General features: G+C 56.5%; 21 protein-coding genes and 2 pseudogenes. 10 read left to right on the plus strand and 13 right to left on the minus strand.

Annotated elements, in window-relative coordinates; all coding sequences use genetic code 11:
* Positions 1 to 12: 12 nt before the first annotated feature.
* The 7 genes from DBP26_RS03100 to DBP26_RS03130 form a co-directional block, all read right to left on the minus strand.
* Positions 13 to 936, minus strand: a complete 924-nt coding sequence (locus tag DBP26_RS03100; protein ID WP_108236308.1) for an ABC transporter ATP-binding protein — start codon at positions 934 to 936, stop codon at positions 13 to 15.
* Entirely contained in the window at positions 926 to 1,777 is an 852-nt protein-coding gene (gene ntrB / locus DBP26_RS03105) for a nitrate ABC transporter permease (protein ID WP_108236436.1), read from the minus strand. Before ntrB ends, DBP26_RS03100 begins: the two co-directional genes overlap by 11 nt.
* A gap of 12 nt (positions 1,778 to 1,789) precedes the next feature.
* Positions 1,790 to 3,187: a CmpA/NrtA family ABC transporter substrate-binding protein gene (locus tag DBP26_RS03110; protein ID WP_108236307.1), complete on the minus strand. Its 1,398-nt coding sequence runs from the start codon at positions 3,185 to 3,187 to the stop codon at positions 1,790 to 1,792.
* A gap of 27 nt (positions 3,188 to 3,214) precedes the next feature.
* Positions 3,215 to 4,546 (minus strand): FAD-dependent oxidoreductase, encoded by a 1,332-nt coding sequence (locus DBP26_RS03115; RefSeq protein ID WP_108236306.1) that lies wholly within the window; start codon positions 4,544 to 4,546, stop codon positions 3,215 to 3,217.
* Positions 4,543 to 5,688, minus strand: a complete 1,146-nt coding sequence (locus tag DBP26_RS03120) for an acyl-CoA dehydrogenase family protein (RefSeq protein WP_108236305.1) — start codon at positions 5,686 to 5,688, stop codon at positions 4,543 to 4,545. Before DBP26_RS03120 ends, DBP26_RS03115 begins: the two co-directional genes overlap by 4 nt.
* Before the next feature lie 57 nt (positions 5,689 to 5,745).
* Positions 5,746 to 6,294, minus strand: coding sequence for an OsmC family protein (locus DBP26_RS03125; RefSeq protein WP_177410996.1), 549 nt, complete (start codon positions 6,292 to 6,294; stop codon positions 5,746 to 5,748).
* Positions 6,295 to 6,545: 251 nt separating this feature from the next.
* The gene (locus DBP26_RS03130; protein ID WP_108236303.1) at positions 6,546 to 8,072 is read right to left on the minus strand and encodes a sigma 54-interacting transcriptional regulator; all 1,527 of its coding nucleotides are present in this window, start codon (positions 8,070 to 8,072) and stop codon (positions 6,546 to 6,548) included.
* A 213-nt stretch (positions 8,073 to 8,285) separates the two neighbouring features.
* On the opposite strand from DBP26_RS03130, the pseudogene DBP26_RS27200 reads away from it, so the two are divergent.
* Positions 8,286 to 8,390, plus strand: a pseudogene (locus DBP26_RS27200) (transposase); the annotation flags it as partial.
* A gap of 376 nt (positions 8,391 to 8,766) precedes the next feature.
* Positions 8,767 to 9,327, plus strand: coding sequence for a hypothetical protein (locus DBP26_RS26830; protein WP_146749658.1), 561 nt, complete (start codon positions 8,767 to 8,769; stop codon positions 9,325 to 9,327).
* 77 nt (positions 9,328 to 9,404) lie between these two features.
* Here DBP26_RS26830 and DBP26_RS03140 read toward each other — a convergent pair whose 3' ends face one another.
* Positions 9,405 to 10,001: an NAD(P)H-dependent oxidoreductase gene (locus DBP26_RS03140; RefSeq protein ID WP_108236301.1), complete on the minus strand. Its 597-nt coding sequence runs from the start codon at positions 9,999 to 10,001 to the stop codon at positions 9,405 to 9,407.
* A gap of 235 nt (positions 10,002 to 10,236) precedes the next feature.
* Positions 10,237 to 11,154 carry an alpha/beta hydrolase gene (locus DBP26_RS03145; RefSeq protein ID WP_108236300.1) on the minus strand — a complete coding sequence of 306 codons (918 nt, stop codon included), beginning with the start codon at positions 11,152 to 11,154 and terminating at the stop codon, positions 10,237 to 10,239.
* 488 nt (positions 11,155 to 11,642) lie between these two features.
* Between DBP26_RS03145 and DBP26_RS03150 the strand changes: the two genes are divergently transcribed.
* The gene (locus DBP26_RS03150) at positions 11,643 to 12,497 is read left to right on the plus strand and encodes a hypothetical protein (RefSeq protein ID WP_146749657.1); all 855 of its coding nucleotides are present in this window, start codon (positions 11,643 to 11,645) and stop codon (positions 12,495 to 12,497) included.
* On the opposite strand, the gene DBP26_RS03155 is transcribed toward DBP26_RS03150, so the two are convergent.
* A complete protein-coding gene (locus tag DBP26_RS03155; RefSeq protein ID WP_108236435.1) occupies positions 12,490 to 13,407 on the minus strand; it encodes a LysR family transcriptional regulator in 918 nt (305 codons plus the stop codon). The two genes, DBP26_RS03150 and DBP26_RS03155, sit on opposite strands and share 8 nt — an antisense overlap.
* Positions 13,408 to 13,600: 193 nt before the next feature.
* Here DBP26_RS03155 and DBP26_RS03160 point away from each other — a divergent pair, with 193 nt between their 5' ends.
* The 3 genes from DBP26_RS03160 to DBP26_RS03170 all read left to right on the plus strand — a co-directional run bounded on the left by DBP26_RS03160 (position 13,601) and on the right by DBP26_RS03170 (position 19,420).
* The gene (locus tag DBP26_RS03160) at positions 13,601 to 14,854 is read left to right on the plus strand and encodes an aromatic acid/H+ symport family MFS transporter (protein ID WP_158541419.1); all 1,254 of its coding nucleotides are present in this window, start codon (positions 13,601 to 13,603) and stop codon (positions 14,852 to 14,854) included.
* A gap of 202 nt (positions 14,855 to 15,056) precedes the next feature.
* The gene (locus DBP26_RS03165) at positions 15,057 to 16,244 is read left to right on the plus strand and encodes an efflux RND transporter periplasmic adaptor subunit (protein ID WP_177410997.1); all 1,188 of its coding nucleotides are present in this window, start codon (positions 15,057 to 15,059) and stop codon (positions 16,242 to 16,244) included.
* Between the two features lie 11 nt (positions 16,245 to 16,255).
* Positions 16,256 to 19,420 carry a multidrug efflux RND transporter permease subunit gene (locus tag DBP26_RS03170; protein ID WP_108236297.1) on the plus strand — a complete coding sequence of 1,055 codons (3,165 nt, stop codon included), beginning with the start codon at positions 16,256 to 16,258 and terminating at the stop codon, positions 19,418 to 19,420.
* A 575-nt stretch (positions 19,421 to 19,995) separates the two neighbouring features.
* On the opposite strand, the gene DBP26_RS03180 is transcribed toward DBP26_RS03170, so the two are convergent.
* The gene (locus DBP26_RS03180) at positions 19,996 to 20,442 is read right to left on the minus strand and encodes a GNAT family N-acetyltransferase (RefSeq protein WP_108236295.1); all 447 of its coding nucleotides are present in this window, start codon (positions 20,440 to 20,442) and stop codon (positions 19,996 to 19,998) included.
* 353 nt (positions 20,443 to 20,795) lie between these two features.
* On the opposite strand from DBP26_RS03180, the gene DBP26_RS03185 reads away from it, so the two are divergent.
* From DBP26_RS03185 to DBP26_RS03195, 3 genes are all read left to right on the plus strand, one after another.
* Positions 20,796 to 21,170, plus strand: a complete 375-nt coding sequence (locus tag DBP26_RS03185) for a hypothetical protein (protein WP_108236294.1) — start codon at positions 20,796 to 20,798, stop codon at positions 21,168 to 21,170.
* Between the two features lie 240 nt (positions 21,171 to 21,410).
* Positions 21,411 to 21,827, plus strand: a complete 417-nt coding sequence (locus DBP26_RS03190; protein ID WP_218565110.1) for a hypothetical protein — start codon at positions 21,411 to 21,413, stop codon at positions 21,825 to 21,827.
* A 196-nt stretch (positions 21,828 to 22,023) separates the two neighbouring features.
* Positions 22,024 to 22,977, plus strand: a complete 954-nt coding sequence (locus tag DBP26_RS03195; RefSeq protein WP_177410998.1) for a LysR family transcriptional regulator — start codon at positions 22,024 to 22,026, stop codon at positions 22,975 to 22,977.
* Positions 22,978 to 22,987: 10 nt separating this feature from the next.
* Here the strand turns inward: DBP26_RS03195 and DBP26_RS03200 are convergent.
* Positions 22,988 to 23,535 (minus strand): annotated as a pseudogene (locus DBP26_RS03200) (aldo/keto reductase); the annotation flags it as partial.
* 66 nt (positions 23,536 to 23,601) lie between these two features.
* On the opposite strand from DBP26_RS03200, the gene DBP26_RS03205 reads away from it, so the two are divergent.
* Entirely contained in the window at positions 23,602 to 23,802 is a 201-nt protein-coding gene (locus tag DBP26_RS03205; RefSeq protein WP_158541418.1) for an SDR family oxidoreductase, read from the plus strand.
* Positions 23,803 to 24,278: 476 nt separating this feature from the next.
* On the opposite strand, the gene DBP26_RS26920 is transcribed toward DBP26_RS03205, so the two are convergent.
* Positions 24,279 to 24,440, minus strand: a complete 162-nt coding sequence (locus DBP26_RS26920; protein WP_158541417.1) for a hypothetical protein — start codon at positions 24,438 to 24,440, stop codon at positions 24,279 to 24,281.
* Positions 24,441 to 24,501 lie beyond the last annotated feature (61 nt).

Here is a 24,501-nt window from a genome sequence, read left to right on the forward strand (position 1 = left end):
GTCAAACAGGGTTCAGGCGACGATGCGCAGCTTGGAACTGGACGGGCCATCCGGCCCCGAAGGTGGACCGTCATCGGTGAGGCCGGGATAGACGATCAGCGGCTCGGCGGGCGTGGCGGCTTGCGCGTTCTGCTCCTGAATGGTTTTGGAGCGGCGCACCAGAAAGTCCACCAAGTGGTTGCGGATACGGTAGAACTGCGGGTCATGGTGGATGGTTTCCCGCGAGCGGTCGCGAGGCAGCGTGTTGATGACGATTTCGGCGATGCGCGCATGGGGGCCGTTGCTCATCAACATGATCTTGTCGGCCAGCAAAATCGCCTCGTCGACATCGTGGGTGATCATGTACACAGTCTGCTGGGTGGCGGCGCAAATGCTCAGCAGCTCGTCCTGAATCACCCCACGGGTCAGGGCATCCAGTGCGCCGAACGGCTCGTCGAGCAACAGCATCTGCGGCTCCACCGAAAACGCGCGGGCAATGCCAACACGCTGCTTCATGCCGCCAGACAATTGGCTGGGCTTCTTCTGCCCGGCCCCTTTCAGGCCGACCATCTCTAGAAAGCGCGTACCGTGTTCCGCCACCTGCGCCTTCGACCACTCCGGGTGGCGCGAGCGCACGGCGAAGGCAATGTTTTGATCCACCGTCATCCACGGCAGCAGCGCGTGGTTCTGAAACACCACACCGCGATCCAGGCTCGGGCCGGACACCTCACGGCCGCCCATCACCACCGTCCCGCTGCTGGCCTCGTCCAGCCCGGCGAGAATGTTGAGGATGGTGCTTTTGCCGCAACCGGAGTGGCCGATCACGCACACGAACTCGCCGCGCTGGATGGAAAAACTGATCTCTTCGAAAACCGGCGCAGAAGCGGCACCGTAGCGCTTGGTCAGCCCTTCGACCTTGATGAACGCGGGCGTGCGGCTGGCGTTTTCATTCAGCATAAGTCACCTTTTTTTGCAGGGTGGCGAAGAGCAGATCCAGCAACATGCCCATCACGCCGATCATGAGCACGGCGAAGATCACGTTGGACAGCGACAGGTTGTTCCATTCGTTCCAGACGAAGTAGCCGATGCCGGTGCCGCCAATCAGCATCTCGGCGGCGACGATGACCAGCCAGGCGATGCCCATGGAAATGCGCATGCCGGTGATGATCGTCGGCGCCGCGGCCGGCAACACCACCATGAACGCCTTGCGCAACGGGCTGACCTCCAGAGTGCGGGCGACGTTGAGCCAGTCCTTGCGCACCGCGGCAACGCCGAAAGCGGTGTTGATCAGCATCGGCCATACCGAACAGATGAAGATCACGAAAATGGCCGACACCGACGAATCCTTGATCGTGTAGAGCGCGATTGGCATCCAGGCCAGCGGCGAGATCGGCTTGAGCACCTGAATGAACGGATCGAGGGCTCGGTACAGCAGCGGCGACATGCCGATGGCAAAGCCCAGCGGAATCGCCACCAGCAAGGCGATCAGGTAACCGATGGCGACCCGCCCCAGCGAATGCGCCAGTTGAATGCCGATGCCTTTCTCATTGGGGCCTCGGTCATAGAACGGGTCGCTCAGTTGTTTGAGCGCCAGGGCCGAGAACTCGGCGGGCGTCGGAAAACCATTGGCCTTGCGTTGCTCGCTGCTGAGGCTTTTGCCCATCAGCATGGCGTACTCTTCATCCATCGCCGCCTTCGCGGTTTTTGCTGTCGGCAAAGTCGCCAGCTGCCATACCAGCAGCAACGCTGCGAGCATGGCCAGCGACAGTAGCGCCGCCCTGAATCTCAGTGTGTTCATCCCCTGCTCCTCTTACGTGCGCTTGATGGCAAAGCCATCCAGATAGGCCTTGGGTTGGGTCGGATCGAATGGCCGGCCCATGACCGAAAACGCCTTGTAGCCAGACAGCGGTTCGACGCTGGCTTCACTCATCGCCAATTCACGCATTTGTTTGCGGGCATCGGTCATCAAAAACACCTGTTCGGCGATGCCGTTGAAATCCACATCACCCTTGATGTAGCCCCAGCGCTTGAGCTGAGTGAGCATCCAGGTCGCCATGGAATACCAAGGCATCGGATCGAAGTCCGAGCGTTCTGGGTGGTCCTGCACCACGCCCAGGCCATCGGCGAAACGGCCGGTCAGCCCTTGGCGAATGACGATTTCTGGTTGGTTGAGGTAGTTCGGTGTGGAGATGGTCTGCGCAATCATCTTCCGGTTGGCCGGATCACGGGCCAACGCAGCGGCGTTGACAATCGCCCGGTACAGCGCCGCGAATGTGTTGGGATTCTCTTCGATGAATTTCTGAGAAGTGCCGAACGAACAGCAGGGATGGCCGTCCCAGATGTCCTTGGAGAGGACATGGATAAAACCGATTTCGTCATACACCGCACGCTGGTTGAACGGGTCTGGGCCAAGAAAACCGTCGATGTTACCGGCGCGCAGGTTGGCGATCATCTCGGCGGGCGGCGTGACCCGCAGTTGCACATCGCGGTCGGGGTCCAGACCGTGCTCGGCCAAGTAGTAGCGCAGCAGGAAGTTGTGCATCGAGAACTCGAATGGAATGGCGAACTTGAAGCCCTTCCAGTTGCGAGGGTCGCGATTGTCCTTGTGCTTGAGCGCCAGAGTGATGGCTTGGCCGTTGGTGTTCTGAATGCTGGCGACACGCATGGGTTGAGCGTTGGAGCCCAGGCCTAGCGAGATGGTCAGCGGCATGGGCGCAAGAAAGTGCGAGGCGTCCAGCTCACGGTTGAGCATGTTGTCGCGCACCAGCGCCCAGCCGGCGGTCTTCTGCAAGGTCACGTTCAGCCCCTGAGCTTTATACAGGCCCAGCGGGTCGGCCATGATCAGCGGCGTAGCGCAGTTGATGGGAATGAAGCCAATCTTGAGGTTTTTCTTCTCCAACGCACCGTTCTTGTCTTCGGCCATCGCTTGCATGGCTTGAATCGGTAACAGGCTGTTGATCGCCGCCATGGCTGCGCCTACCCCCACCGCCTTGAGGAAGCGCCGGCGAGTGGCGTCATGGGGAAACAGAGCACGGATCGCCGCTGCCTCGACAAAATCACGGGACAGGCTTTCGGGATTTTGCCCTCGAGCCATTCGTGCGCGCTCCGCCTCGCTGTCGTGGACTGACTGGCTGGCATGCTGGCCGCAGCTGCAACCTGACAAAGGCGCGTCATCGCTGTACGGTCGGTAAAAGTTCTCGTCGCTCATGCCCGCAGTCCTTCTGGTAAATGATGTTCAGGCGGCTGCCTGGCCAACTTGCAAGCTGGACGCCATGTGGCCGTCCAGATCCTGTTCCATGCGCAGGTGCCCTTCGCCCTGTTCGACGATCCGCCAGGTGCCGGCCATTGATGGCAGGCCGCGGAGCACGATGGGCAACGATCGGGTTTTCAGGCGGATCACCGGTTGCACGTGGGCGTAACCCGCGTGTTCACGGCCCAGCAAGCCGTGGGCGACGACCTGAGCCTGCAAGGCAATTGGTTCTACGAAACGGCATGGCATGCCGGCCAGGCTGATGCAGTCACCTAGTGCGTAGATATCGGCGTCACTGGTGACCAACGTCTGAGGATCAACTTGAATGCCCCGATCGAACGCCAGGCCAGCGTTGCGCGCCAAACGGCTCTCAGTCATCAGGCCGGTGGCGGCCACCACTTGGTCGAACTCGAAATGGCGATCGCATTCGGTGCTAACGGTTTTGCTGCCATCTGCCAAACCGCTGATCTGCGCGACCTGTACCGAGCCGATGAACTCGATACCCTGTCGGGATTGATTGCTCAGCAGCAATTCGGCCGCCAGATCGGGCAGCAGCCCTGCCAACGGCAACGGATTACGATCGATCAGCGTGACGCTGTGCCCTGCCCGGGCGAAGTCTTCGGCCAGCTCGCAACCCACCATGCCCGCGCCAATGATTGCAATGCGCTGCGCGCTTTCGCTCAGACGCTCCTGCAAGCCGGACCATTCGTTCAGGTTGTTGACGCGCCAGCACAAGGTCGGCGGCAAGGCCGCGGGCAGCGCCGGGCGTGCGCCTTGTGCCAGCACCAGCTTGGTATAGTTCAGGGTGCCGCGGGTGGTGCGCAGTTGATGCAGTGCTGGCGTCAGCCCTACCACGGAGGTTTCGCAGTACAGCCGTACCCCCAAACGCTGCGCAGCATCCTGCGCGGTTTCGCGAATCAGCGATTGCGCGGTCTGACCGCGGCTCACCGCCAACGACAATTCGGGCTTGTGATAGCGGTTGCCGTTACAGGCGCTGACCAGAGTGATCGGCACGCTACGGTCCAGTTCGCGAATGGCCTCGACAGCCGCCCAGCCGGCCAGACCGGCACCGACCACGACAATACCGGTGCCCTGCTGAAACATTGGTATCTGGCTGACCGCTGCCACTTCACGTTTGACGAACAGCTCAAAGTCGCTTTTGGTCACGCCACACAAAGGGCATTCCCAGTCGTCCGGAATGTCTTCGAAGCGCGTCCCCGGCGGCAGACCGCTGTCCGGGTCGCCCAGTGCTTCGTCGTAGATTACGCCGCAGGCGCGGCAGATGAATTGCAGCCAGGGTTTGGTCAGGGCGCTCATGCCGGCATCTCCTCTTTCATCAGGCGGGCCATTTCCCAGCGCAGGTGCTTGATCGCCGGGGTCACGATGGCGACGAAGTGCGCCTCACGGATGCGCCGCTGTGGCGCAGCACTCATGCGATAGCCCCGCGCGCCTTGATGCAGCAAGGCCGACTGCGACGCCTTGAGGGCAAGCTCGGCACCCTGAACCCGGGCGTCGAGGACATCCAGCAGGAAATCCTTGCTGGTTTCATACGGGGTACGGCACAGCCTGAGCACCCGCGAATTGAGATCATCGAGTTCAAATTGCAACTCGTCGGCGCCGTTGTGCAGGAACTGGTTGACATGGCCCAGCGTCGGCTCGACCTCACGGATCGAATCGATACTGCCCTGGGCAACACCGCTGGCCATCCCCGACTGCAACAGAATGAAGGCACCGCGAATGCGCTGAACAAATGGCCGTGCCGGATCGGCGATCAGGGCATCCTGTGGGACAAAATAATCGACCAGACGCACACCCCAGGTACTGGTGCCTTCCATGCCGGAAAATTCCGGGCAAGTCTTAAGTTCGACACGTTCATCGAGATCGAGCATGAACATGATTTCGTGCGAGATGGAGCCGTCGTTACGTTCCACGCCGGCGATAGCGCCGCAATACTGACCCCGGTTGATGTGGCTGACCCATGGCAACGCGCCATTGACCCGATAGCCACCGGGCACCGTGCGCGCGCGCAGGATCAGTGTTTCGATACCGGCCAGCGCCTTCATCGGGTTGGACAAGGCCGTACCGCCGAACGTCTGGCCTTGGGTGTGCAGCGCCAATCGCGACAGCAATGCGGTGTTGTCGGACTGGTCCATGTATAGGCCGCAGACGTCGTGGCACCACATCAAAAAGCCGGTGGAACCACAACTGCGACTGGCTTCATGCATGCTGCCCACTGCCACATCGAAACGCTGGCCCTGCGGCGTCAGGTGCGCGGCAAAGGCACCGGCCTGCGCGAGGGAAGCCATGATGTCCAGCGGATAATGCCCTTCATCGATCCGCTGAACCGATTCGGCCAAAGGCCCCATGGCAATGCGGCGGACCTCTGCGAGCACCTGGGAGTCATCACCCCAGTCTGCGGTGCGTTCCGCCGGTTCGAGTGCACGTGCGATGTTATTCATGGCAATCCCTCCCGTCAGTGTTTGCGTAAGCGGCGCGCTGGGTTCAGCGCTGCCGGTTCAATCGGCCAGGCTGATGCTGAACGGGATCGGGTTGCGCAGGGTGTTGGCCATTGGTGAGGCGTAGTTGGCCAGACGAACGATTTCGTCCAGGGTTTCACGGGAGGCATCGCCTTCCACCAGCACCTTGACGCGGATGTCCTGAAAGCCCATTTCCAGCGGCTGTTTCTCGGCACCACCCGCGCCCCAGGCAGATGGGTTACCGATATCGCCTTCGAGAAAGACTTCCAGCTTGCTGAGCTTGACGTTCATCCAGGTGGCCACGGCGGTGACGCCCACGGCGATGCAGCCGCCCAGGCCTGACAGAATGACTTCGCCGGGCGCCGGCGCGGTGTTTTCACCGAACAGGTGCAGCGGCTCGTCAACCACCACCGGCGTGTGATCGCCCACGTAGCTCAGGGTACGGAACACGCCTTGACCTACGGTATGGACCTTGTTGGTCCCACGGGTATGTGGGTTGTTGCGGCCCTTCTCGGCGAACGCCTCCAGGCCGGCCTGGTCGATTGGCTTCAGGTAAGTAGTGGCGACTTGAGCAGTTGTAGCGGACATGTTTGTTCTCCATTGGGCTGAGCAATGGGCTGGCTGCATGTGCAGCGCCCGTTCGCCAATGGGCTATCGCAACGGCTGTGCCAAGACCTATGGATCGGATAGGAAATTTTTATTCGCTATACAAATCAGTAGGTTGAAATCGAGGATTGGACTTTTACCAAGTTTCACCCCTTACAAGCGCCTCGCCTGAACGACCTTCAAATTGTCGACAATGTAAACAATGTCGACAATTTGTAAGCCTCATCCGCCTGCTAGGTTTGCAGCTTTTTCCAGCGGTAGTTGAATTGCCTAGCCGTCATTCCTAGCATCTGCGCAGCACGCGACTTGTTGCCCCCGCAGCGCTCGACGGCGTGTACCAGCTCATCCGCGGAATGAGAGCTGACCGCCACGTAGGGACGCACAAGCTCGTGATTGAACTCGGTCGCGGAGGCACTCCGCACAGCAGCAACGGGTGAGTTTTTCGCCCCGCGTGCCGGAAGAAAATGCTCGATGTCCCGCGCACTCAATACCGGCTTTTCGGCCAGCAGCACCAGCCGCTCGATCAAGTTGGACATTTCCCGGATGTTGCCAGGCCAACTGTGCCCTTGCAGACGCTCAATCGCACTCGCATCAAAGCTGACGTTACGCTGATTGGCCTGATTGATCCGGTTGAGAAACTGCAACGCCAGTGCGGGAATGTCCTCACGGCGACTGGCCAGGGTCGGCAGGTGAATCGGAATCACGTTGAGTCGGTAATACAGATCCTGGCGGAACACGCCTTGGCTGACCTCCCCGGCCAGATCACGGTTGGTAGCCGCCACCAGCCTGACATCCACCTTGATCTCGCGCTTGCCACCCAGCCGGGTAATGGTGCCCTCCTGCAACGTGCGCAGCAGCTTGGTCTGCATTGACAGTGGCAGCTCACCGATTTCATCAAGGAAGATCGTTCCGCCATCGGCCTGCTCGAACCAACCTTCGCGGGCTGTGTTAGCGCCCGTGAATGCGCCACGTTCATAGCCGAACAATTCAGACTCAAACAGCGTGTCGGGAATCGCGGCGCAGTTGATCTTGATGAACGGTTTGTCTTGCCTGGGACTGGCCAGGTGCAGTGCCCGTGCAAACAGCTCCTTGCCGGTGCCCGACTCGCCCAGTAACAGCACACTGGCGGTGGAATTGGAGACCCTTTCCAACTCCGAAATGGCCTGTAGCAATTGCGGCGAGCTGCCGACGATGCCATAGCGATTGGTGCGGGTTTCCAGCGCTCGCACCAGCTGCTGATTGCGAATTTCCAGCGCCTCGGTCTTCTCTCTGATGTAGGCGCGCAGGTGCAGGATCTGGCCGACCATGGTCGCCAGAATCCGCAGGATGCTGATGTCGTCAGTCAACGGCCGCACCCGCATGCGGATTCGGTGCGTAGCGAGCACCCCGATGACTTTCTGCCCGATCATGATCGGCAAGGCGATATACGACACGGGGCCCGGTGGCAGCTTGGCCCGTTCGACCACGCGCCCCAGAAAGGATGGCTCCTTGTCGATGTCCTGAACAATGATCAATTGCCCACGGGCCAGCACCCGGCCTGTAATGCCCTCATCAGGCGCGTACACGCCGCGTTTGATTTCCTCTCGAGTCAGCCCGTAGGCGTAGCGGATACGGGCGTGCTCTGACGCCTCATCGAACAGCACGACACGCCCACGATTCAGGCCCAACAGTTCGGAAAGCAGATGCAGCATCTCGTTGAGCACCGTATCCGAAGTGAGGTCTTTGCCCATCAAGCCGGTGACCTGTTGGAGCAAAAGCATCTCTTGAGATCGCCAGAACGCCGGTGACGCTTCGATATCCTGATCAGTCGTTACGTTTCCCAATCGCTTTCTCCAGTTCCGTGCCGCGATGAGTGAAGAGCTACACAACGCTTCACTGACAGCCATGCAAGAACTCTTCCGCAACCCAGCGTAGTGGTCTGATGAGAGCGGACACCCATTTAGGCGAGAATGCTCGTCAGATAGAGGTGCATGATGACCAAGCAACGTCCTTCCTTTTCCGCTGAATTCAAACGCGAGGCCGCAAGTCTCATGCTCGATCAAGGCTACCCATCCACGTCAATGACCGCTCAGAGAAACTCCATAATTCTTTAGTGTGACTTCAGTGTCAGACCGTTGATTCGGCGGGAGAACCTTTGAATATTCTTGTTACATCGTCCCTGATGATTCGTCCGCGCCGAGGCAGTCAATCAAATAGATCAGGTTGGCAACGTTTCTTGAAGGCTAAAAAATGAGGAAACTGCCATGCTATCGCCAGTCGAGTGTGAGAAACGCTATTTTCTCAACTTGGAGGGTGTCTAGGAAACCAGGAACAATTCAAATCGACGTGCGCAGGCAACGTCGAACTCAGTGGCTAAATCTGTTTTAACGCCACCCGTCTAGATTAGCCGTATGTGCGATGGAACCTTTCTGACATACTGTTATGTAAGATTAGAAATGAATAAATGGATTTCATATGGCCTCTATCGTTGGTACATCTCTGTCGAGCGTTTCAATACGCGCAACTCCTGTTTCGGCAAAGGGTTCTAGTTCATATCTGACTAATCAAGTTCTTCAGCAAATTGGAAAAAAAGAAGGAGTACTTGATACCGAAGCTTTGAAAAAAGCAGGGTTAGGCCCAAGTTTCGCATCGTTTGATGTGACTGCCATCACACCAAACGAGCTAGGGCTAGTGAGTAAAAACCTATACGCATTAGGGTTGATCGATAAAACCACCGCGAACCTGATGATTTCGGCAGGCACGAATTTGAACTCTGTGGGTAATCAAACGGTACCCGACGGAAAATTCAATGCTCTCGATTATTTCGCTGCACGAATAGATAACCTTAATAAAGCGAATGTCGGTAACAATCAATATGGTTTTCATGTGGTTCCAGACTACATAAAAACGGTCCATGCCCTGTTGAACTTGGACGATTTCGCGAAGAACCAAAGATCCTTGAGCCGCTCAGCGTCATCTATCAGTGGACAAGTTGCTGCAGCCCACCAAACGGGCGGTTTCAGCATTAAGATATAAGCTGTATCGCTGGATAGCAGCAACGCCCGACGATCAATACTGACCGAGCGGGCTAGCGACCCTTCCTCTATGGAAGGCTATCTCTTCTCGGCAGGGCTGCCCTGTAGAAGTTTGTTCAGAACAGAAACCAACTGATGGGCTTGAGTGCTGATCAACTGGCGCGTGAACTCATCGTGAGGGAGCTCGCCAGCGAAAGCTCTCTGCGCAAAGGGAAGTGTCACTTCATTAGGCGTCAGCATCACGCCCAGCTTTGTCAAGATGTCGCGCAGGTGGCTGATCCCTCGCACACCTCCGAATGGCCCCTGAGAAGCACTCATGACTGCTCCGATTTTTCCTGTCCAAGGTTCCGACCCCAGTGCTCCATCGACCTGGCGCGAGCTCCAGTCGATTGCATTCTTGAGCAGCGGCGGCACTGACCCGTTATATTCTGGCGTTGCAATCAATACGCCTTGATGGGAGCGAAGCAACTCGCGTAGTTCTATCGCACCTTGGGGTACACGATGCGCCTCCAAATCCTCATCGAAGATTGGCAGTTCGAGCGCTCTCAAATCGACGACCGTTACATCGGCGCCGTGTTGGCGTACTTTCCCAATAGAGAAGCTCAATAGTTTTTGGTTCAGGGAGCCCTCTCTTGCACTTCCTGCGAATGCGAGAATTTTTGGGTAGTTAGGCATTTATGGAGTCCGTTGAAGTTTGAGTGAAGTCACCTCGACGCGGTAAGGCCATCCAGCTTTACCGCGTCGAATCGTCGCGATGGTTAGACGTTATTCCTAGCTTGTGAGCCATTCCAGTGAAAAACGGGTATATGACTTATGCTCAGCATCGACTGGCCGACTCGATCGCAACGTGCAGCTGATAAAGGCATTGTTTACCCCATCGTTTGGACAATGCGCGGTGTTCGTGCAGAGTTCAATTGCGGGATTTTTCCTTACGAACGCCCGCCAACCTGGTCGGAGCGTCAAGGAAATCGAGCACAATTTTGTTGAAGTCTTCCGGCGCCTGTATGAAGGCGAAGTGGCTGGTGTTCGGAATGAACACGACCGAGGCGGTGGGGATAGACGCTGCGATATAGCGGGTATGCTCAGGCTTTATGACTTCGTCATGTTCGCCATCCACTACTAAGACCGGAGCCTGAATAGTTTTGAGTTGCGCAGGCGTCCAATCGGGCTGCGTGGCGTACATGCGCCCGAGCTCCGCATTCAGGTGCTCAAAGCCCTTCGGGGTAGGGGACAGCTGTTCATATTCACCGGAAGCACGTTGCAGAAACTGCGCGAACGCAGGCTTCTTGTCGGCATCGCTATACGTACCCTTCGTATCCACGTTCGCACCGAATGCGACAACCTTGCCTACCCGGTCCGGATACCGCATCGCCATATCCAGTCCGGTGATTCCACCATCGCTCCATCCAATGATGTGAGCCTTATCGATATGCAATAGATTCATCAATGCCACAGCATCGTCTGCAAACAGGTCGTAGCCTAAAGGCGCTTGATCGACACCGCTTCGCCCGTGGCCCCGCGTGTCGATGGAGACGACACGGAAGCGGCTCTTCAAGGCTTTGACCTGTGAGCTCAGATAGCTCGAATTAGCGGGGCCGCCGTGCAGCAAGATAACGGTAGGGCCTTTTCCAGAGTCTGCATAAGCCAACTGAATGCCATTGATCTCGGCCCGATGATAGACCGCTGAATCAAGCGGCGTCTCTGGGAGCTTCTCCCACGGGTTTGCGGCAGCGTATGCGGGAAGCTGAATTGTCGCGCTGACAAGGATCGAGAAGCCCAGCAATGATTTGAGAAGTGCAATCGTTTTTGACGAACATACAGCGGGCATATCAATTTTTTCCTTATTCTTTTCACTCGATGCAATTGCATCGGGTGACTGAGAGTAGTTTGCGAAAACACTATATCTTTGCAAGCACATTCAAAACCGGATACCGACACGTACATTTTCGCAAAATAAATTTAACCAACGGCTAACAGTCTCTTGAATGACTTGATTCAAAACAGTGCTGATGAGAATTGGTCTACCGGCTTTTCTGATGATTGGGACATGACGCCCATTGTGAAGATTTGGATTATTGCGTTTTTTTCAACGCACTTACCTATAAGCTGTATCTACAAGAGGTTCGTACAGTGTTTTCAATACACTCAGCTTTACGCTACCCGGTCGCAAAGGGGAGTAGGGCAATCTGGATATCGGCAGTCTCCGCCGCAATCTACCCTTGGCTTCTCACGGGCTTCCACTGGTTCGTTACGCTTCCAGACGCCTCGGGTCCTACGCATGGGCTGACAGCTCTTCGTGTCGTCTGCGCCACATTGATGCTGATGCTCGCGTTCTTTATTCCTTTGATAAATCTGTGGATCGCCGGTGCGCCAGAGTTGCAGAGTGCAGTGGCGCGCAGGTTCGCCCTCATTGCCATAGCTACGCCAGCAAGCTATGTGTTTTTTGGTGTACTGACCTATATGGCGGGCAGTCAAATCCCGGATGTCTGGAGCTGGTCACCCGCTTGGCTACTGATTGGCTCGGTAATCTGCGCCATGAATGGCAATGAGGGGCAACGTCGCCACGTCACGGCGTCTTCAAAACTGAGGTTTGCCCATGGTGTATGTGGATCATTGGCTTCGCTATATGCGTTGTTTCACATCGGGAATCACGCGGCAGGCATTTTCAGCGTGCAGCTTCATAGCGAGATCATGGAATTCGGTCGGGCAGTGTATCGGAGCACGCTAGGAGAACCTCTGCTTGTGGCGGTGATGCTCTTCCAAGTCCTGAGTGGCATACGGCTGATCTGGTGCTGGAGCGAAGCGGCCGCCGACCGGTACCGCACCTTTCAGGTCGCCTCTGGTGCGTTCATGGCCCTTTTCATCCTCGGCCATATGAACTCAGTGTTTGTCTTCGCCCGCATCTGGCTGGGAATTCCCACGGACTGGTCTTTCGCCACAGGAGAGCCGGCTGGGCTGATCCATGATTCCTGGAACATCAGGCTTCTGCCGCACTACGCTATGGGTGTGTTCTTTACCCTAACCCACCTGTTAAGCGGGCTTCGGGTGGTACTGATCGCACACGGCACGCCCACTCATACCGCCAATCGCTTGTGGTGGACCGGAGGCGCGCTGAGCGGCGGGATCTGCGTAGTGATCATGTGTGGGATGTCAGGTTTACACCTTAACTGAGCAACCAATCGTCGACGGCCATGGCGGGATCGTCGCCAAGAAGGCCAATGACAAAGTCCACCACGGTTCTGATGCGTTTAGGCACATGTTGGCGAGCATGGTAGACAACATGGATTGGGAAGCGCCTCGCTGGGTACTCCGGCAGCAATTGCACAAGCCTGCCCGAGCCGATATCGGGCCCTGCCGTTAGATGGGACAGCATCGCAATGCCGAACCCATTCAGCACAGCGCGATGCACAGCTTCAGCATTATTGGCTTGCAGCCTGGCGTGAATGGGGACTGCAAGGGGTCCCTGCTCTGTCATGAACCACCATGTGCTGTCATAGCCGCCCCGACGATGCGTTATGCATTCATGCCTTCCCAATTCTTCAAGGCTTGTAGGCGCGCCCATCCGGGCCAGATACGCAGGGGCAGCCACCAGCAAGCCAGATGTCGAACCGACGCACCTCGCGATCAGGTCGCTGTCCGATACGACACCTGCCCGTACTTCTATATCTATCCCGTCACCAATCAGATCCGGCGACTGTTCCTGAATCAGCAACTCAACCGACAGACCCGGATGTTGGGACAAAAGACGACCCAAGTGGGTGCTCAAGTGAAGGCCGAAAGGCGCAGGAGCGGCCAATCGAACATGGCCAACAGCTTCCTGATTGCGATGCCTGGTAGCTTCGAGCAAGGATTCGGCACAACTCAGCAGTTCGGTCGCCAAGGGGAGCAACATCAATCCTTCCTCGGTGAGCGCTACCTGGCTGGTCGATCGGTTCAACAAGCGCATGTCCAAATGCGACTCCAATGCACTGACTTGGCGGGACACTGCAGGTTGGGTTCGATTGAGTGCCTGGGCCGCTGCGGAAAACGATCCGCATTGCGCGACTTTCACAAAGGTTTTGATGGCTGAAACCAGATCCAAAGATGCTCTTCCGCAGGTGAGGAGGCCGGCGCGCGCCGACCCGAAACGTTGAGGCATAACCTATATGTCGGCAACTCATTGGTGCCTACTGCGAACGAACTTTAGTGTTGAACGCCATTTACCGGCAAGCCGCGAATCCAGAGATAAACGTTGTCTGGACGAGCGCTGCCTTTACTGTAAACCGGAAGGAAGAATGAACCCGCGAGTTTTATCTGCGCCATCCCCCGAACGCCTGCAATTTGCTCAGATTCGCACGGTGCTGCTATGTGCGTTCATAGCATTGATGGACGGCTTCGACATTCAGGCAATGGCCGTAGTCACCCCCCAGTTGCTCGATATTTGGCATATGAAGGCGGGTGAGTTCGCCCCAGTATTATCAGCCTCATTCGCCGGCATCATGCTTGGAACGATTCTGCTCGGTCAGGCTGGAGATCGGCTGGGCCGTCGTAAGGTCATCTTGTTCGCATTTACCGTAGTGGGCCTGGCCTCCATAGCAACCGCTCTCGCCACCCGTGTCGAAATCATGATGGTGCTGCGCTTCGTCACAGGTTTCGCCATCGGGGGGTGCCTGCCCAACGTCACAGCGCTGACCGCTGAGGCATTGCCGGCTCGTTTCACGGGGCGAGCCGTGACGGCAATGTACTGCTTTGTCCCTCTCGGCGGCATGCTCGGTGGTGTGGCGGGCAGCCAACTTATCGAACGGTTTGACTGGCAAGCCGTGTTCATCATTGGGGGCGTGCTCCCGCTCATCACATTGTTAGCGCTCCTGCGCTGGCTCCCGGAGTCTTCAACGGTGGCTGACTCTCACAGAGTCGACTCTCGACTGTTACTGGGACGACCTCAACTGACGCGGCAAGTCCGCGCTTTGTTCCAACCTCGATTGCGACGTGCCTCGACGCTGCTGTGGATGACTTTTTTTTGCAGCATGGCTTCCACCTATCTGCTGTCCAGCTGGCTTCCTACTCTCTTCAAAGCCGCGGGCAGGACGCTTCCGGATGCGATTCACATGATGTCTCTGTTTCAATTCGGGGGAGTGCTCGGGGGCTTGTTGCTCGGCTACCTAGTTGACCGTGGTTGGATTCGCTCCCTGCCGATGAGCTTTGTAATTGGCGGTTGTATGTCAATGCTGATCGCCTGGATGAATCAAGCTTCCGTCTACCTTTCAGCCGTCGTGGTGCTCGCAGGCGCTGGCGTCATCGGTTCACAGCTATGCATCAATGCCTTGTGCGCCAGACTCTACCCGGAAACCTTACGCGCATCCGGCATTGGCTGGGCGCTCGGAATAGGCCGCAGTGGCGCTATTGCCAGCCCTTACCTTGGGGGGCTGGCAGTTTCCTCAAGTTCTGGCTGGGAAAGCGTCTTCATAGCCGCGGCCGCACTTACCCTATTGTGCGGTTTGAGCACAGCAATGCTGGCCGCCACTCGTACCGGGCAACCAATGGACTAAGTTTTTTAGCCCGAATTGGGTCGTTACTCGAGACCGCTCGCGACGGCAACATGGCCTCCGATGCCGCGTGTCAGATTTATTCCGTTTCCTGATGCACGCCGAAGCCGTCCAAGTCTTCTGCCCTGTAAATCGACCGCTGTGCCCGCCTCCTGCCCTTGTTCCAACTGACCAAGGGCCCACGACCCGCGAGAACCGCAGCCACATGCTCGACCTCAAATCGAAACAAAATGCTCACGCCCCCGGCTGGCCCAATCTCAATTATCGCCACGGGCTGACAGCCGCAGCGTTCGTCTCAGTATTGATGCTGGCCGGTTGCAAAGAACCCAAAGCCTCAAGCGCAGACGCTCCGGTCGCTGACGTTGATGTCGTCACCGTTGAACGCAAGCCTGTCAAGCAATGGGACGAGTTCAATGGCCGGATAAGCGCTATCGACACGGTCCAGATTCGTCCCCGAGTAACGGGATATGTGGAGCGCGTTGCGTTCAAGGAGGGCGACGAGGTTCGCAAAGGTGACTTGCTGATAGCGATTGACCCCCGCAGATATCAAGCTGCGCTGGACAGCGCACAGGCGAGGTTAGAGCGGGCGAAGGCATCACTTTCGATGACACAGTTGCAAGACCGTCGCGCCCAAACGCTGGTGCAAAACAACGCTATGTCAAAGGAAAATGCCGACACCCGCCGTGCAAATTACCTGCAGAGCCAAGCCGATGTGAGAGACGCGGTTGCCGCGGTCGCCCTCGCAAAACTTGATCTGGAATTCACTCAAGTACGCTCCCCCATCAATGGCCGGGCCAGCCGCGCCCAGTTGACGCTGGGGAACCTGGCTGTGGCCGATCAAACCGTTTTGACTTCCGTGGTATCCCAGGACCCCATGTACGTTTACTTCGACCCCGATGAGCACAGCTATCTTCGTTACCGTGAGCAAGCGCGCGCTTCGAAAGACGGCCACGCCACGCTGACCGTCCGGGTTGGCCTCGCCAACGACCGGGGTTTTCCACACACCGGCGAAGTGGATTTCACAGATAACCAGATGGACGCGTCGACGGGGACCATCCGGTTGCGTGCTCGCCTTTCCAATTCAACTCACCTCTTCACGCCAGGGCTGTTCGCTCGCGTATCGCTCTCTAATAACGAAGAGAACGGCACGATACTCATTGACGACAAGGCCGTGCTCACCGATCAGGATCGCAAATTCGTCTATGTATTGGTCGAAGGGGACAAAGCGGAGCGTCGGGACATTACAGTTGGCCGAATTAATGGAGGGCTTCGTGTGGTCGAGTCGGGACTCGAGCCAGGGGACAAAGTCATTGTGAATGGACAGCAGCGAATCTATTTCTCCGGCGCACCGGTGAGGCCGTCGGAAGTTGCCATGAAAACTTCGCAGAACTGAGGGCTTAAGCTGTGGACTTTTCAAAATTCTTCATTGAACGCCCCATCTTCGCCATCGTTTTGTCAATCATTATCACGGTCGTCGGGCTGATAGCGATTCCGCTAATGCCCGTAAGTGAATATCCTGAAGTCGTGCCGCCCAGCGTTGTCGTCCGTGCCAGTTATCCCGGTGCGAACCCCAAGGAAATCGCCGAATCCGTTGCCACTCCCCTTGAGGAGGCGATCAATGGCGTCGAAGGCATCATGTACATGAAATCTGTGGCCGGTTCGGATGGCACGTTGCAGGTGGTGGTCACTTTTCTCCCGGACATCGATCCGGACACTGCGGCTGTGCGCGTTCAAAACCGAGTGAGCCAAGCCCTATCCAGGCTACCGGAGCAGGTCCGGCAGTTCGGTGTGACCACGCAAAAGCAATCCCCTACACCCTTGATGTATGTGTCGCTTCTCTCGCCCAAAAACACTTACGACGCGCTTTATCTTCGCAACTACCTCACTTTGCATGTCAAGGATGAGCTATCGAGGTTGAAGGGCATTGGAGACGTGGGCCTTTACGGCTCGGGCGATTACGCGATGCGAATCTGGCTGGATCCCGACAAGCTAGCCTCACGCGGTCTCACCGCAACGGATGCGTTGAACGCGGTACGAGAACAAAACGTACAGGTCTCCGCTGGGCAGCTGGGCGCCGAGCCCTCTCCAAAAGCAACCGATTTCTTGATATCGATCAACGTTCAAGGCCGGCTTCGCTCCGAAAAGGAATTCTCCGAGATCATCTTGAAAAGCGGTAACAATGGCCAAGTCGTACGGTTGGGTGATGTCGCACGCGTCGAGCTAGGCGCAGGCGATTACACGATGCGCACTTTCCAGGACAACAAAAACTCGGCCACCGCCGGCATCTTTTTGTCACCCGGCGCAAACGCTTTGGGTGTTGCCGAGCAAGTCTATAAAAAGTTAGATCAGCTCGCCGCGGACTTCCCTCAGGATATGACGTACCGAGCGGTGTGGGACCCGACGGTGTTCGTGCGTGATTCAATCAGCTCCGTGAAGCACACGCTTTTCGAAGCAGTAATATTGGTGGTCTTGGTCGTCATTCTTTTTTTGCAGAACTGGCGTGCTTCGATCATTCCGCTTTTAGCGGTGCCTGTGTCGGTGATAGGGACATTCGCCTTCCTATATTTGCTCGGATACTCAATCAACACGCTGACGCTGTTCGGTTTGGTGCTGGCAATCGGCATCGTCGTGGATGACGCCATCGTCGTGGTGGAAAACGTCGAGCGGTACATTGAGCAAGGCATGCCTCCTCGAGCGGCTGCGCACGCTGCAATGCGGGAGGTCTCCGGTCCCATCATCGCCATCGCCTTGGTGTTGTGCGCCGTGTTTGTACCAATGGCCTTCCTGAGCGGGGTCACCGGTCAGTTCTATAAACAGTTTGCCGTCACCATTGCCGTCTCGACGATCATTTCAGCAATCAACTCCCTGACACTGTCGCCTGCGCTAGCGGCCAAATTGCTGCGCGATCACCATGGGCCGAAGGACTGGCTATCACGCCGTATGGATTCCGGTCTAGGGTGGATCTTCCGACCGTTCAATCGATTTTTCCTCCGCAGCTCGAAGCGCTACGAAGGCACGGTCTCAAGGTTGCTCGGTCGTAGTGGGGCAGTATTCGTTGTGTACATACTCCTGCTCGGCGCTACGGTCTGCCTGTTCAACTCAATCCCCGGCGGATTCATCCCCACCCAAGACAAGCTCTACTTGTTTGCGGGCGCTAAGCTGCCAGAAGGAGCGTCATTATCCCGGACGGATGCCGTCACACGGCAATTGGGAGAGATTGCTCATCACGTCGAGGGCGTAGACATCGTCCCAGCCTACGCAGGGTTCAACGCTCTGCAGTCCGTGAATACCCCGAATGTGACCGCTTCCTACATCATCCTCAAACCATTCTCCGAGCGCACTCGCAGTGCCGCTGAAATTAATGCCGAACTGAATACGAGATTTGCGGCGATCAAGGATGGATTCGCCTATGCGCTCCTGCCTCCGCCGATACAGGGGTTAGGAAATGGGTCGGGATATTCGCTTTATTTGAAAGATCGTGGCGGGCTTGGTTATGGCGCCCTGCAGAGTGCGCTGAACGCTTTTATCGCCGAAGTGGCCAAGACGCCGGGCATGACGTACCCAGTAAGCTCCTATCAGGCGAACATTCCACAGCTTGAGGTACGTGTTGATCGAGTCAAGGCAAAAGCGCAAGGCGTTTCTCTGACCAGTCTATTTGAAACACTCCAGACATATTTAGGATCGGCGTATGTCAATGACTTCAATCAATTTGGCAGGGTGTATCGGGTGCTCGCGCAGGCTGAAACAGCGCACCGCCAAACTGCGCAAGACATTGGAAATCTGCGCACCCGAAACGACCGCGGGGACATGGTGCCCATAGGGTCGATGATCAGTGTGGTGCCTACATTCGGGCCTGACCCGGTGGTGCGCTACAACGGTTTCCCAGCTGCCGACGTTATCGGAGACTCCGACCCCGCTATCCTTTCATCAGCCCAGGTGATTGAAAAACTCACCGAGATAGCAGGGAAGGTCCTGCCTCACGGCATTGAGCTGGAGTGGACGGACTTAAGTTACCAACAAGTGAGCCAGAATAACGCTGCGCTGATCGTATTTCCCCTGGCCGTCATGCTGGTATTTCTGGTCTTGGCGTCGCTTTATGAGAGCTGGACCCTGCCCTTTTCAGTCATCCTCATTGTGCCAGTCTGTATGTGTTCCGCTTTACTGGGGGTCTGGGCCACCGGCGGCGACAACAATGTCTTCGTTCAAGTGGGGCTAGTGGTGCTGATGGGGCTGGCCTGTAAAAACGCCATTTTGATCGTGGAATTTGCTCGGGAGTTGGAAATGAAGGGCAAGTCAGTCGTGGCGGCAGCGCTGGAGGCATGTCATCTGAGATTACGTCCAATCATCATGACCTCGGTAGCTTTCATTGCCGGCTCAGTCCCGTTATTGATAGGACACGGCGCAGGAAGCGAGGTGAGGCTGGCCACAGGGGTAACCGTTTTCGGCGGCATGCTAGGCGTCACGCTTTTCGGTCTTTTCCTGACACCGGTGTTTTATGTGGCGTTGAGAAAACTAGCGCTGCGACACGCGGCAGTGCGCGTGGAGAAGGCGGTAGATCTCAGCGCTTGAGCAAGGTCGGAGGGCGCGCCTGTACCGAACGCTCAGATCGGTCGGCGCAGCCCCTCGTACGCAGCTTTTTTCGTCACCTCAGGATCTGTATCTCTGGCAAACCAAGCTCAGGGCCTGCTCGAGCAAATCAATGAGTTCAACGCTGTCGAAGGGTTTAGCTAATACACCCAAGACGTTCGATGGTCTGGCCTGTACCCCATGTCCAAAAGCCAGAGACGCCGTCATGAGAATGATTGGAGTGGACGCGCAGCTAGCGTTTAAAATTTCGGCGAGTTGCCAACCGCTAAGGCCCGGCATCTGGATGTCGGTCAAGACGCATTGGATACGAGGAAATTGAACGGATTTCAAAAAGATTTCTGCGCTTTCGAAGCAGTGGCAAGAGTAGCCATAGGACCTGAGCAGACTCGCTAACGAGTCGCGTACCATACGGTCGTCATCTATGACCGCTAGATTTGTAGTGGTAGACATTTGCACCTGCACCGGCTTAGTGAGGGCTTCCTCGCTGCCGAATGTGACGGCTGATTGGGTTGTAGCCAAGCCCTCAGACGAAAGCGGCCATGCCGAGAGCGTCGGCGTCATGACAGATCCACGGCAAATTGCATGCCCCCAGCCAACAGTCCTTGTCGAAAATAAAAACGCTGACCTAAAGCATTGCCCAAGGCCGTATCTAGTACTAAACGGTTGCAACCAGCGCGGCCCGCGATAGCTTTCAAGTCCCTTATCAGCAGAGCACCTATACCAGTTCCCCTGATGGACTCGGTAGTGATCAAGTCGTCTACGTACAGGAAATGGCCGTGTATCATATTTGTCATCATTCGATAACCGGCTAGCCCCACAGGGGAGCCGGCTTGCAGCGCCGCAAGTATCCTATAGCCCTCTGGCCGTTGGCGTCGGGCGCAAACAAGCAAGTCATCGGCAGACTTCAGCTGAGGCCGAAGTTGTCTCATGACTTCAAAGCAACGCTTGATATCCGAATCAGATTCCATAAGCTGCAGCGTGACGTTCGAGAAAACTTCGTCCATCAATGACTCCTAAGCAGTGGCGGCGGTATTGCAAGTGCGCTGCAGGTTCACAGGTCAGCAGGCTTCAGCAGGCAAGGGGATCTATACTTCAACGTGAACACTCTTCTCATGTCAGATAGTATCGGCACCAGCCTATTTCATTTAACTAATAGTGTTGCCTTCGATCCACCCTGCTGCAGATAAATCAGTTTTAACCATTGAAACCCTCACGGCGCCCGTCCCTGCGTGTAAAGTCCATCCGCGCGTTGGGAGCTTTTAATTAAAACGTCATGGGTGCTCTTCGTCTGTTCGTTCAAACGACTTCGCTTACGGAGTTAATTCGAGCGGCATCGGCCAGGGCCTAAGGAATATTCATGTCACTGTACACACTGCTACTTGCCACGGTTGTGAACGTCAACAAAGAACTGCCGGTTCAGGGTAGCCTGACACTCGATGATTGCACGAAAGCTGCGATGGAGGCTTTAACGCAACAGTACAACTACGCAAAGTGTCGGCCTACGCAACCAGAGCGGCCTGTAGTGTTCGTCAAACTTCCTTCAGGTGTGATCACTGAGGTGGAACGCCAGCCAGGAGGGTATAAACTTTCCGGGGAGTACACTGCAGCGGACGATGCGTTCGTTGCAACCGCGCTGGGCAGGCCTTCTAGCCTTGTCCACTCACGTACTCATCAGTCGGGCCCTGACCATCTGAGGCTTGAAAAGTCACCTGAATCGATAGCGGCTGAGTGACCATCGCCGGGAGGCGAATTTTTATTCATCCGACCGCTTACTGTTAACGGCAAAATGATACTAGCCGTTATCACGGCCCCGGCCACGATCAACGAACGGGGGGAAGGCTGCGCTCGCTGTACTCCACTAAACGTCCACCCGACCCCAAGATAATTGGAGCACCCGAAATCTCGGGAATTGGTCATTTACCTAATACACCGACCCGTCTATAAAAAGTGCTTGTATCGAGGAGGAACTCTTGTGGCTCGAGTCATCATCATTCTGACGACAATTTTAGGCGCGGCGATGGCCGCAAACGGCATTTTCATGCTGTCCTCACCCGAGATTTGGTTCTCGGTGGTGCCTGGCGTAGGTAGGACCGGGCTGTTCAATCAACACTTCATCCGAGATATCGGGATTCTCTATATCTTCATTGGTGGCGGTTTTGTTTACGGCGCCTTAAACCCCGCTTACCGCCTGTTCCTCTGGACCTCTGCGACGCTGTGGCTCACCTGTCATGCTATTTTTCATTATCTTGAGGTCATGACTGGGATCTGTTCGCCCTCATACCTAATCACCGAGTTTCCAGCTGTCACTTTACCTGCTGTGATCGGCGTGATCGCGACACTATACGCCCTCGGCAGCCACCGCCGAAACTTGGCCCAGCATAATAAATAAATCCTCTATGCCTGTTTCCATTGCTCTCCGTTGTGTGAGCGGACCATCATTTTATCTGGTGTCGCTGAGCTGACGCGCAGTTCGTTTTGAGACCCAAGATCAATCGCCCGACGCTTCGGTTGTTCGCGGTAGGGTTTCTCCACACGGATCGTTATTTACGGGTCCAACCCACAGCTTTCCAGGAAAGGATAAAAAGTTGGTAGGCAAGAACTTCGCAGGCGTCATTGCGTTTATGAAGGTGGCGTCGACGCAGAGCTTCAGTGCGGCAGCACGAGAGCTTCGTATATCCGTTCCGGCGGTCAGCAAAAGCATTAGTCGATTGGAAGCGCAGTTGGACGTTCGGTTGCTGGAGCGAACGACTCACCAGGTTAATTTGACGCGTGAGGGACGTCATTTTTTTGAAAACTGTTTCAGCAGTGTGGATCACGTCGTAAAGTCAGCGCATGAGCTAAAGGCGTTTGCGTGCACCGAGGCGGGCACTGTTCGAATCAGCTCCACGGTTGGCTTCGGTCGTAAATGCATAGCGCCGCTGCTCCCGACGTTTTGTAAAAGATACCCGGATATCAAAATAGAATTCGAACTCACTGACCGCTTGGTTGATTTTGCGGATGGGCAATATGATCTTTCGATTCGTAATGGCCGCTTGGTGGACTCGGGAATCATCGCCCGAACGCTTGCCCCCATGCGAATGATTATTTGTGCAGCACCAAGCTATCTGGAACGAGCGGGCACACCTGAGACAATTCAAGATTTGCGTAACCACAAAATCATTGGGTTCCGCCGCGCTTATTCTGGCAAGACATACTCGTGGGAATTAGCCGTGGACGGTGAGCTCGTTCGACTTCCCATCCCGGAACACGTGGTCTTTGACGATGTTGGGCTGATTACCATGTCGGCCGTCGCTGGGATTGGCATCGCTCAACTGGCGAATTATCAAATTGATGATCTGTTGGAAAGCGGTCAACTGGTTCCGCTACTGACAGACACTGTGGCTGAGGGCCGGGCCCATTATCTGTGCTACAGAAGCCGCCACAATATCCCCGTGCGTACTCGGTTGTTCATCGATTACCTCATGAGCTGCTTCAATTCGTCTGAAGCTTCAAGGCAATACTCTGTACCGCTGCGACAGACGACCAATCAAGCCCATTGATCGCTGGATAGCGAGTCAGCTCAGTGTTTTCGTTCCAGGGGCGTGCCAGCCGACCACGGGCCAGTGGGCTCCAAGGCATCACCGCGATGCCTTGGTCCGCGCACAGCGGCAGCATTTCCCGCTCTTCCTCGCGGTCCAGCAGATTGAGGTGACTCTGCATGCTGACGAACTGGGTCCAACCGTGCAGCTTGAAGTTGTACAGCGCCTTGTTGAATTGCCAGGCCGACATGGACGACGCGCCGATGTAACGACCTTCCCAGCCTTTACCACGTCGTGCGGCGCCTCGAGCGTTTCCTCGATGGGCGTTCGCTCGTCCCACCGGTGTATTTGGTAGAGGTCAACATAGTCGGTGTCCAGTCGACGCAAGCTGTTGTCGATCTAGTTGAAAATAGCCCGGCGTGACAGCCTGGCTCGGTTGGGCCCTTGGCCCATCCGATTGAAGACCTTGGTGGCGATTACAGCTTCGCTGCGTCGGGCGAAGTCACGCAAAGCGCGACCGACGATTTCCTCCGAGGTACCGTCTGAATAGCTATTGGCGGTATCGAAGAAGCTGATTCCGAATGCCGGTCTGCCGCAGGAGAACCATCCGTTCGATCAACTAACCGATGCCGACTGGAGTCGTCAGTGGAACTTGCCGAATGCGGTGTAACGGTGAGTGCGGTGGCCCCCGGGTCGCTGGAAACGCCGATGTTCGCCAAGTTCCTGCAACCCGGTGAAAGTTGGGAGGAGGCGATGCAGCGCTACCTGCCGCAAATACCCTTGCATCGACTCGGCTCGGCGCAGGAAATCGCCGAGACCATCGCTTCGATCTACAGAAACTGGTAGGCATTCCCGATGCCGAGTTCCAGGTGTTGGTCACCGAGCGCAGTGGTCGCGATACCTCGACCAAGTGTCCGACCTCAGAGCCGGTTTCGTGTCCGCATCGACCATGGACATCTAAAGTGCCGACCAGACCTTGCACCTGACCAAGCTGTTCTATCGCCAAACCTTTCTCGGCAAGACGCTGGATCTGAAATTCGGCCACCTGCCGGCGGGCGACGATTTCGACGTAGCCACCTGCGAATTCCAGAAGTGGACATTCTGCGGATCACTCGGCGGCCATGGTGCCGGAGTGTGGTACAGCGCGCCGATCAGCCAGTGGGGCGGAGGGGGAGAAACAGCCTCTGCGTGCGGTCGCTGTCGCTCGGGGCATAGTGCGTCGTACCACACGTCGTAGGGTCATTACATGTGCCGGAATTTAATGTCCGCGATAAACGTGCGCGCCGACTGCGTTTGCTTGAACAGTACAGGCAGCGAGACGATTACGGCTCCGGCTCCTGTTCAATGCCGCTATGCCATGCCTGCGGCGCCTTGGCATAGGGGATGGCATGTCCCTGGCCTACACTCTGGTCATCGCGGAAGGCGGATTGATTATCCATAACGCTCACCGGCAAAATGGCTGGCATCAGCAACTGTGCCTTCATATTTCACCAACAGAGGAAGCACAGTCACGCCGTTCCTGACAATCCGGAAGCGGCCCATCGT

Origin of the sequence: Pseudomonas sp. RIT409 (genome assembly GCF_003052515.2) — a bacterium.
Lineage (GTDB): Bacteria > Pseudomonadota > Gammaproteobacteria > Pseudomonadales > Pseudomonadaceae > Aquipseudomonas.

What these genes read in the sequence shown, in the direction of transcription:
- DBP26_RS03145 (WP_108236300.1), bottom strand. Translation starts at nt 11,154, where the DNA reads ATGCCCGCTGTATGTTCGTCAAAAACGATTGCACTTCTCAAATCATTG.
- DBP26_RS03100 (WP_108236308.1), bottom strand. Translation starts at nt 936, where the DNA reads ATGCTGAATGAAAACGCCAGCCGCACGCCCGCGTTCATCAAGGTCGAA.
- DBP26_RS03110 (WP_108236307.1), bottom strand. Translation starts at nt 3,187, where the DNA reads ATGAGCGACGAGAACTTTTACCGACCGTACAGCGATGACGCGCCTTTG.
- DBP26_RS03180 (WP_108236295.1), bottom strand. Translation starts at nt 20,442, where the DNA reads ATGGACGAAGTTTTCTCGAACGTCACGCTGCAGCTTATGGAATCTGAT.
- DBP26_RS03130 (WP_108236303.1), bottom strand. Translation starts at nt 8,072, where the DNA reads ATGCTTTTGCTCCAACAGGTCACCGGCTTGATGGGCAAAGACCTCACT.
- DBP26_RS03165 (WP_177410997.1), top strand. Translation starts at nt 15,057, where the DNA reads ATGCTCGACCTCAAATCGAAACAAAATGCTCACGCCCCCGGCTGGCCC.
- DBP26_RS03125 (WP_177410996.1), bottom strand. Translation starts at nt 6,294, where the DNA reads ATGTCCGCTACAACTGCTCAAGTCGCCACTACTTACCTGAAGCCAATC.
- DBP26_RS03150 (WP_146749657.1), top strand. Translation starts at nt 11,643, where the DNA reads ATGCTGATGCTCGCGTTCTTTATTCCTTTGATAAATCTGTGGATCGCC.
- DBP26_RS03185 (WP_108236294.1), top strand. Translation starts at nt 20,796, where the DNA reads ATGTCACTGTACACACTGCTACTTGCCACGGTTGTGAACGTCAACAAA.
- ntrB (WP_108236436.1), bottom strand. Translation starts at nt 1,777, where the DNA reads ATGAACACACTGAGATTCAGGGCGGCGCTACTGTCGCTGGCCATGCTC.
- DBP26_RS03160 (WP_158541419.1), top strand. Translation starts at nt 13,601, where the DNA reads ATGAACCCGCGAGTTTTATCTGCGCCATCCCCCGAACGCCTGCAATTT.
- DBP26_RS26920 (WP_158541417.1), bottom strand. Translation starts at nt 24,440, where the DNA reads ATGAAGGCACAGTTGCTGATGCCAGCCATTTTGCCGGTGAGCGTTATG.
- DBP26_RS26830 (WP_146749658.1), top strand. Translation starts at nt 8,767, where the DNA reads ATGGCCTCTATCGTTGGTACATCTCTGTCGAGCGTTTCAATACGCGCA.
- DBP26_RS03115 (WP_108236306.1), bottom strand. Translation starts at nt 4,546, where the DNA reads ATGAGCGCCCTGACCAAACCCTGGCTGCAATTCATCTGCCGCGCCTGC.
- DBP26_RS03120 (WP_108236305.1), bottom strand. Translation starts at nt 5,688, where the DNA reads ATGAATAACATCGCACGTGCACTCGAACCGGCGGAACGCACCGCAGAC.
- DBP26_RS03140 (WP_108236301.1), bottom strand. Translation starts at nt 10,001, where the DNA reads ATGCCTAACTACCCAAAAATTCTCGCATTCGCAGGAAGTGCAAGAGAG.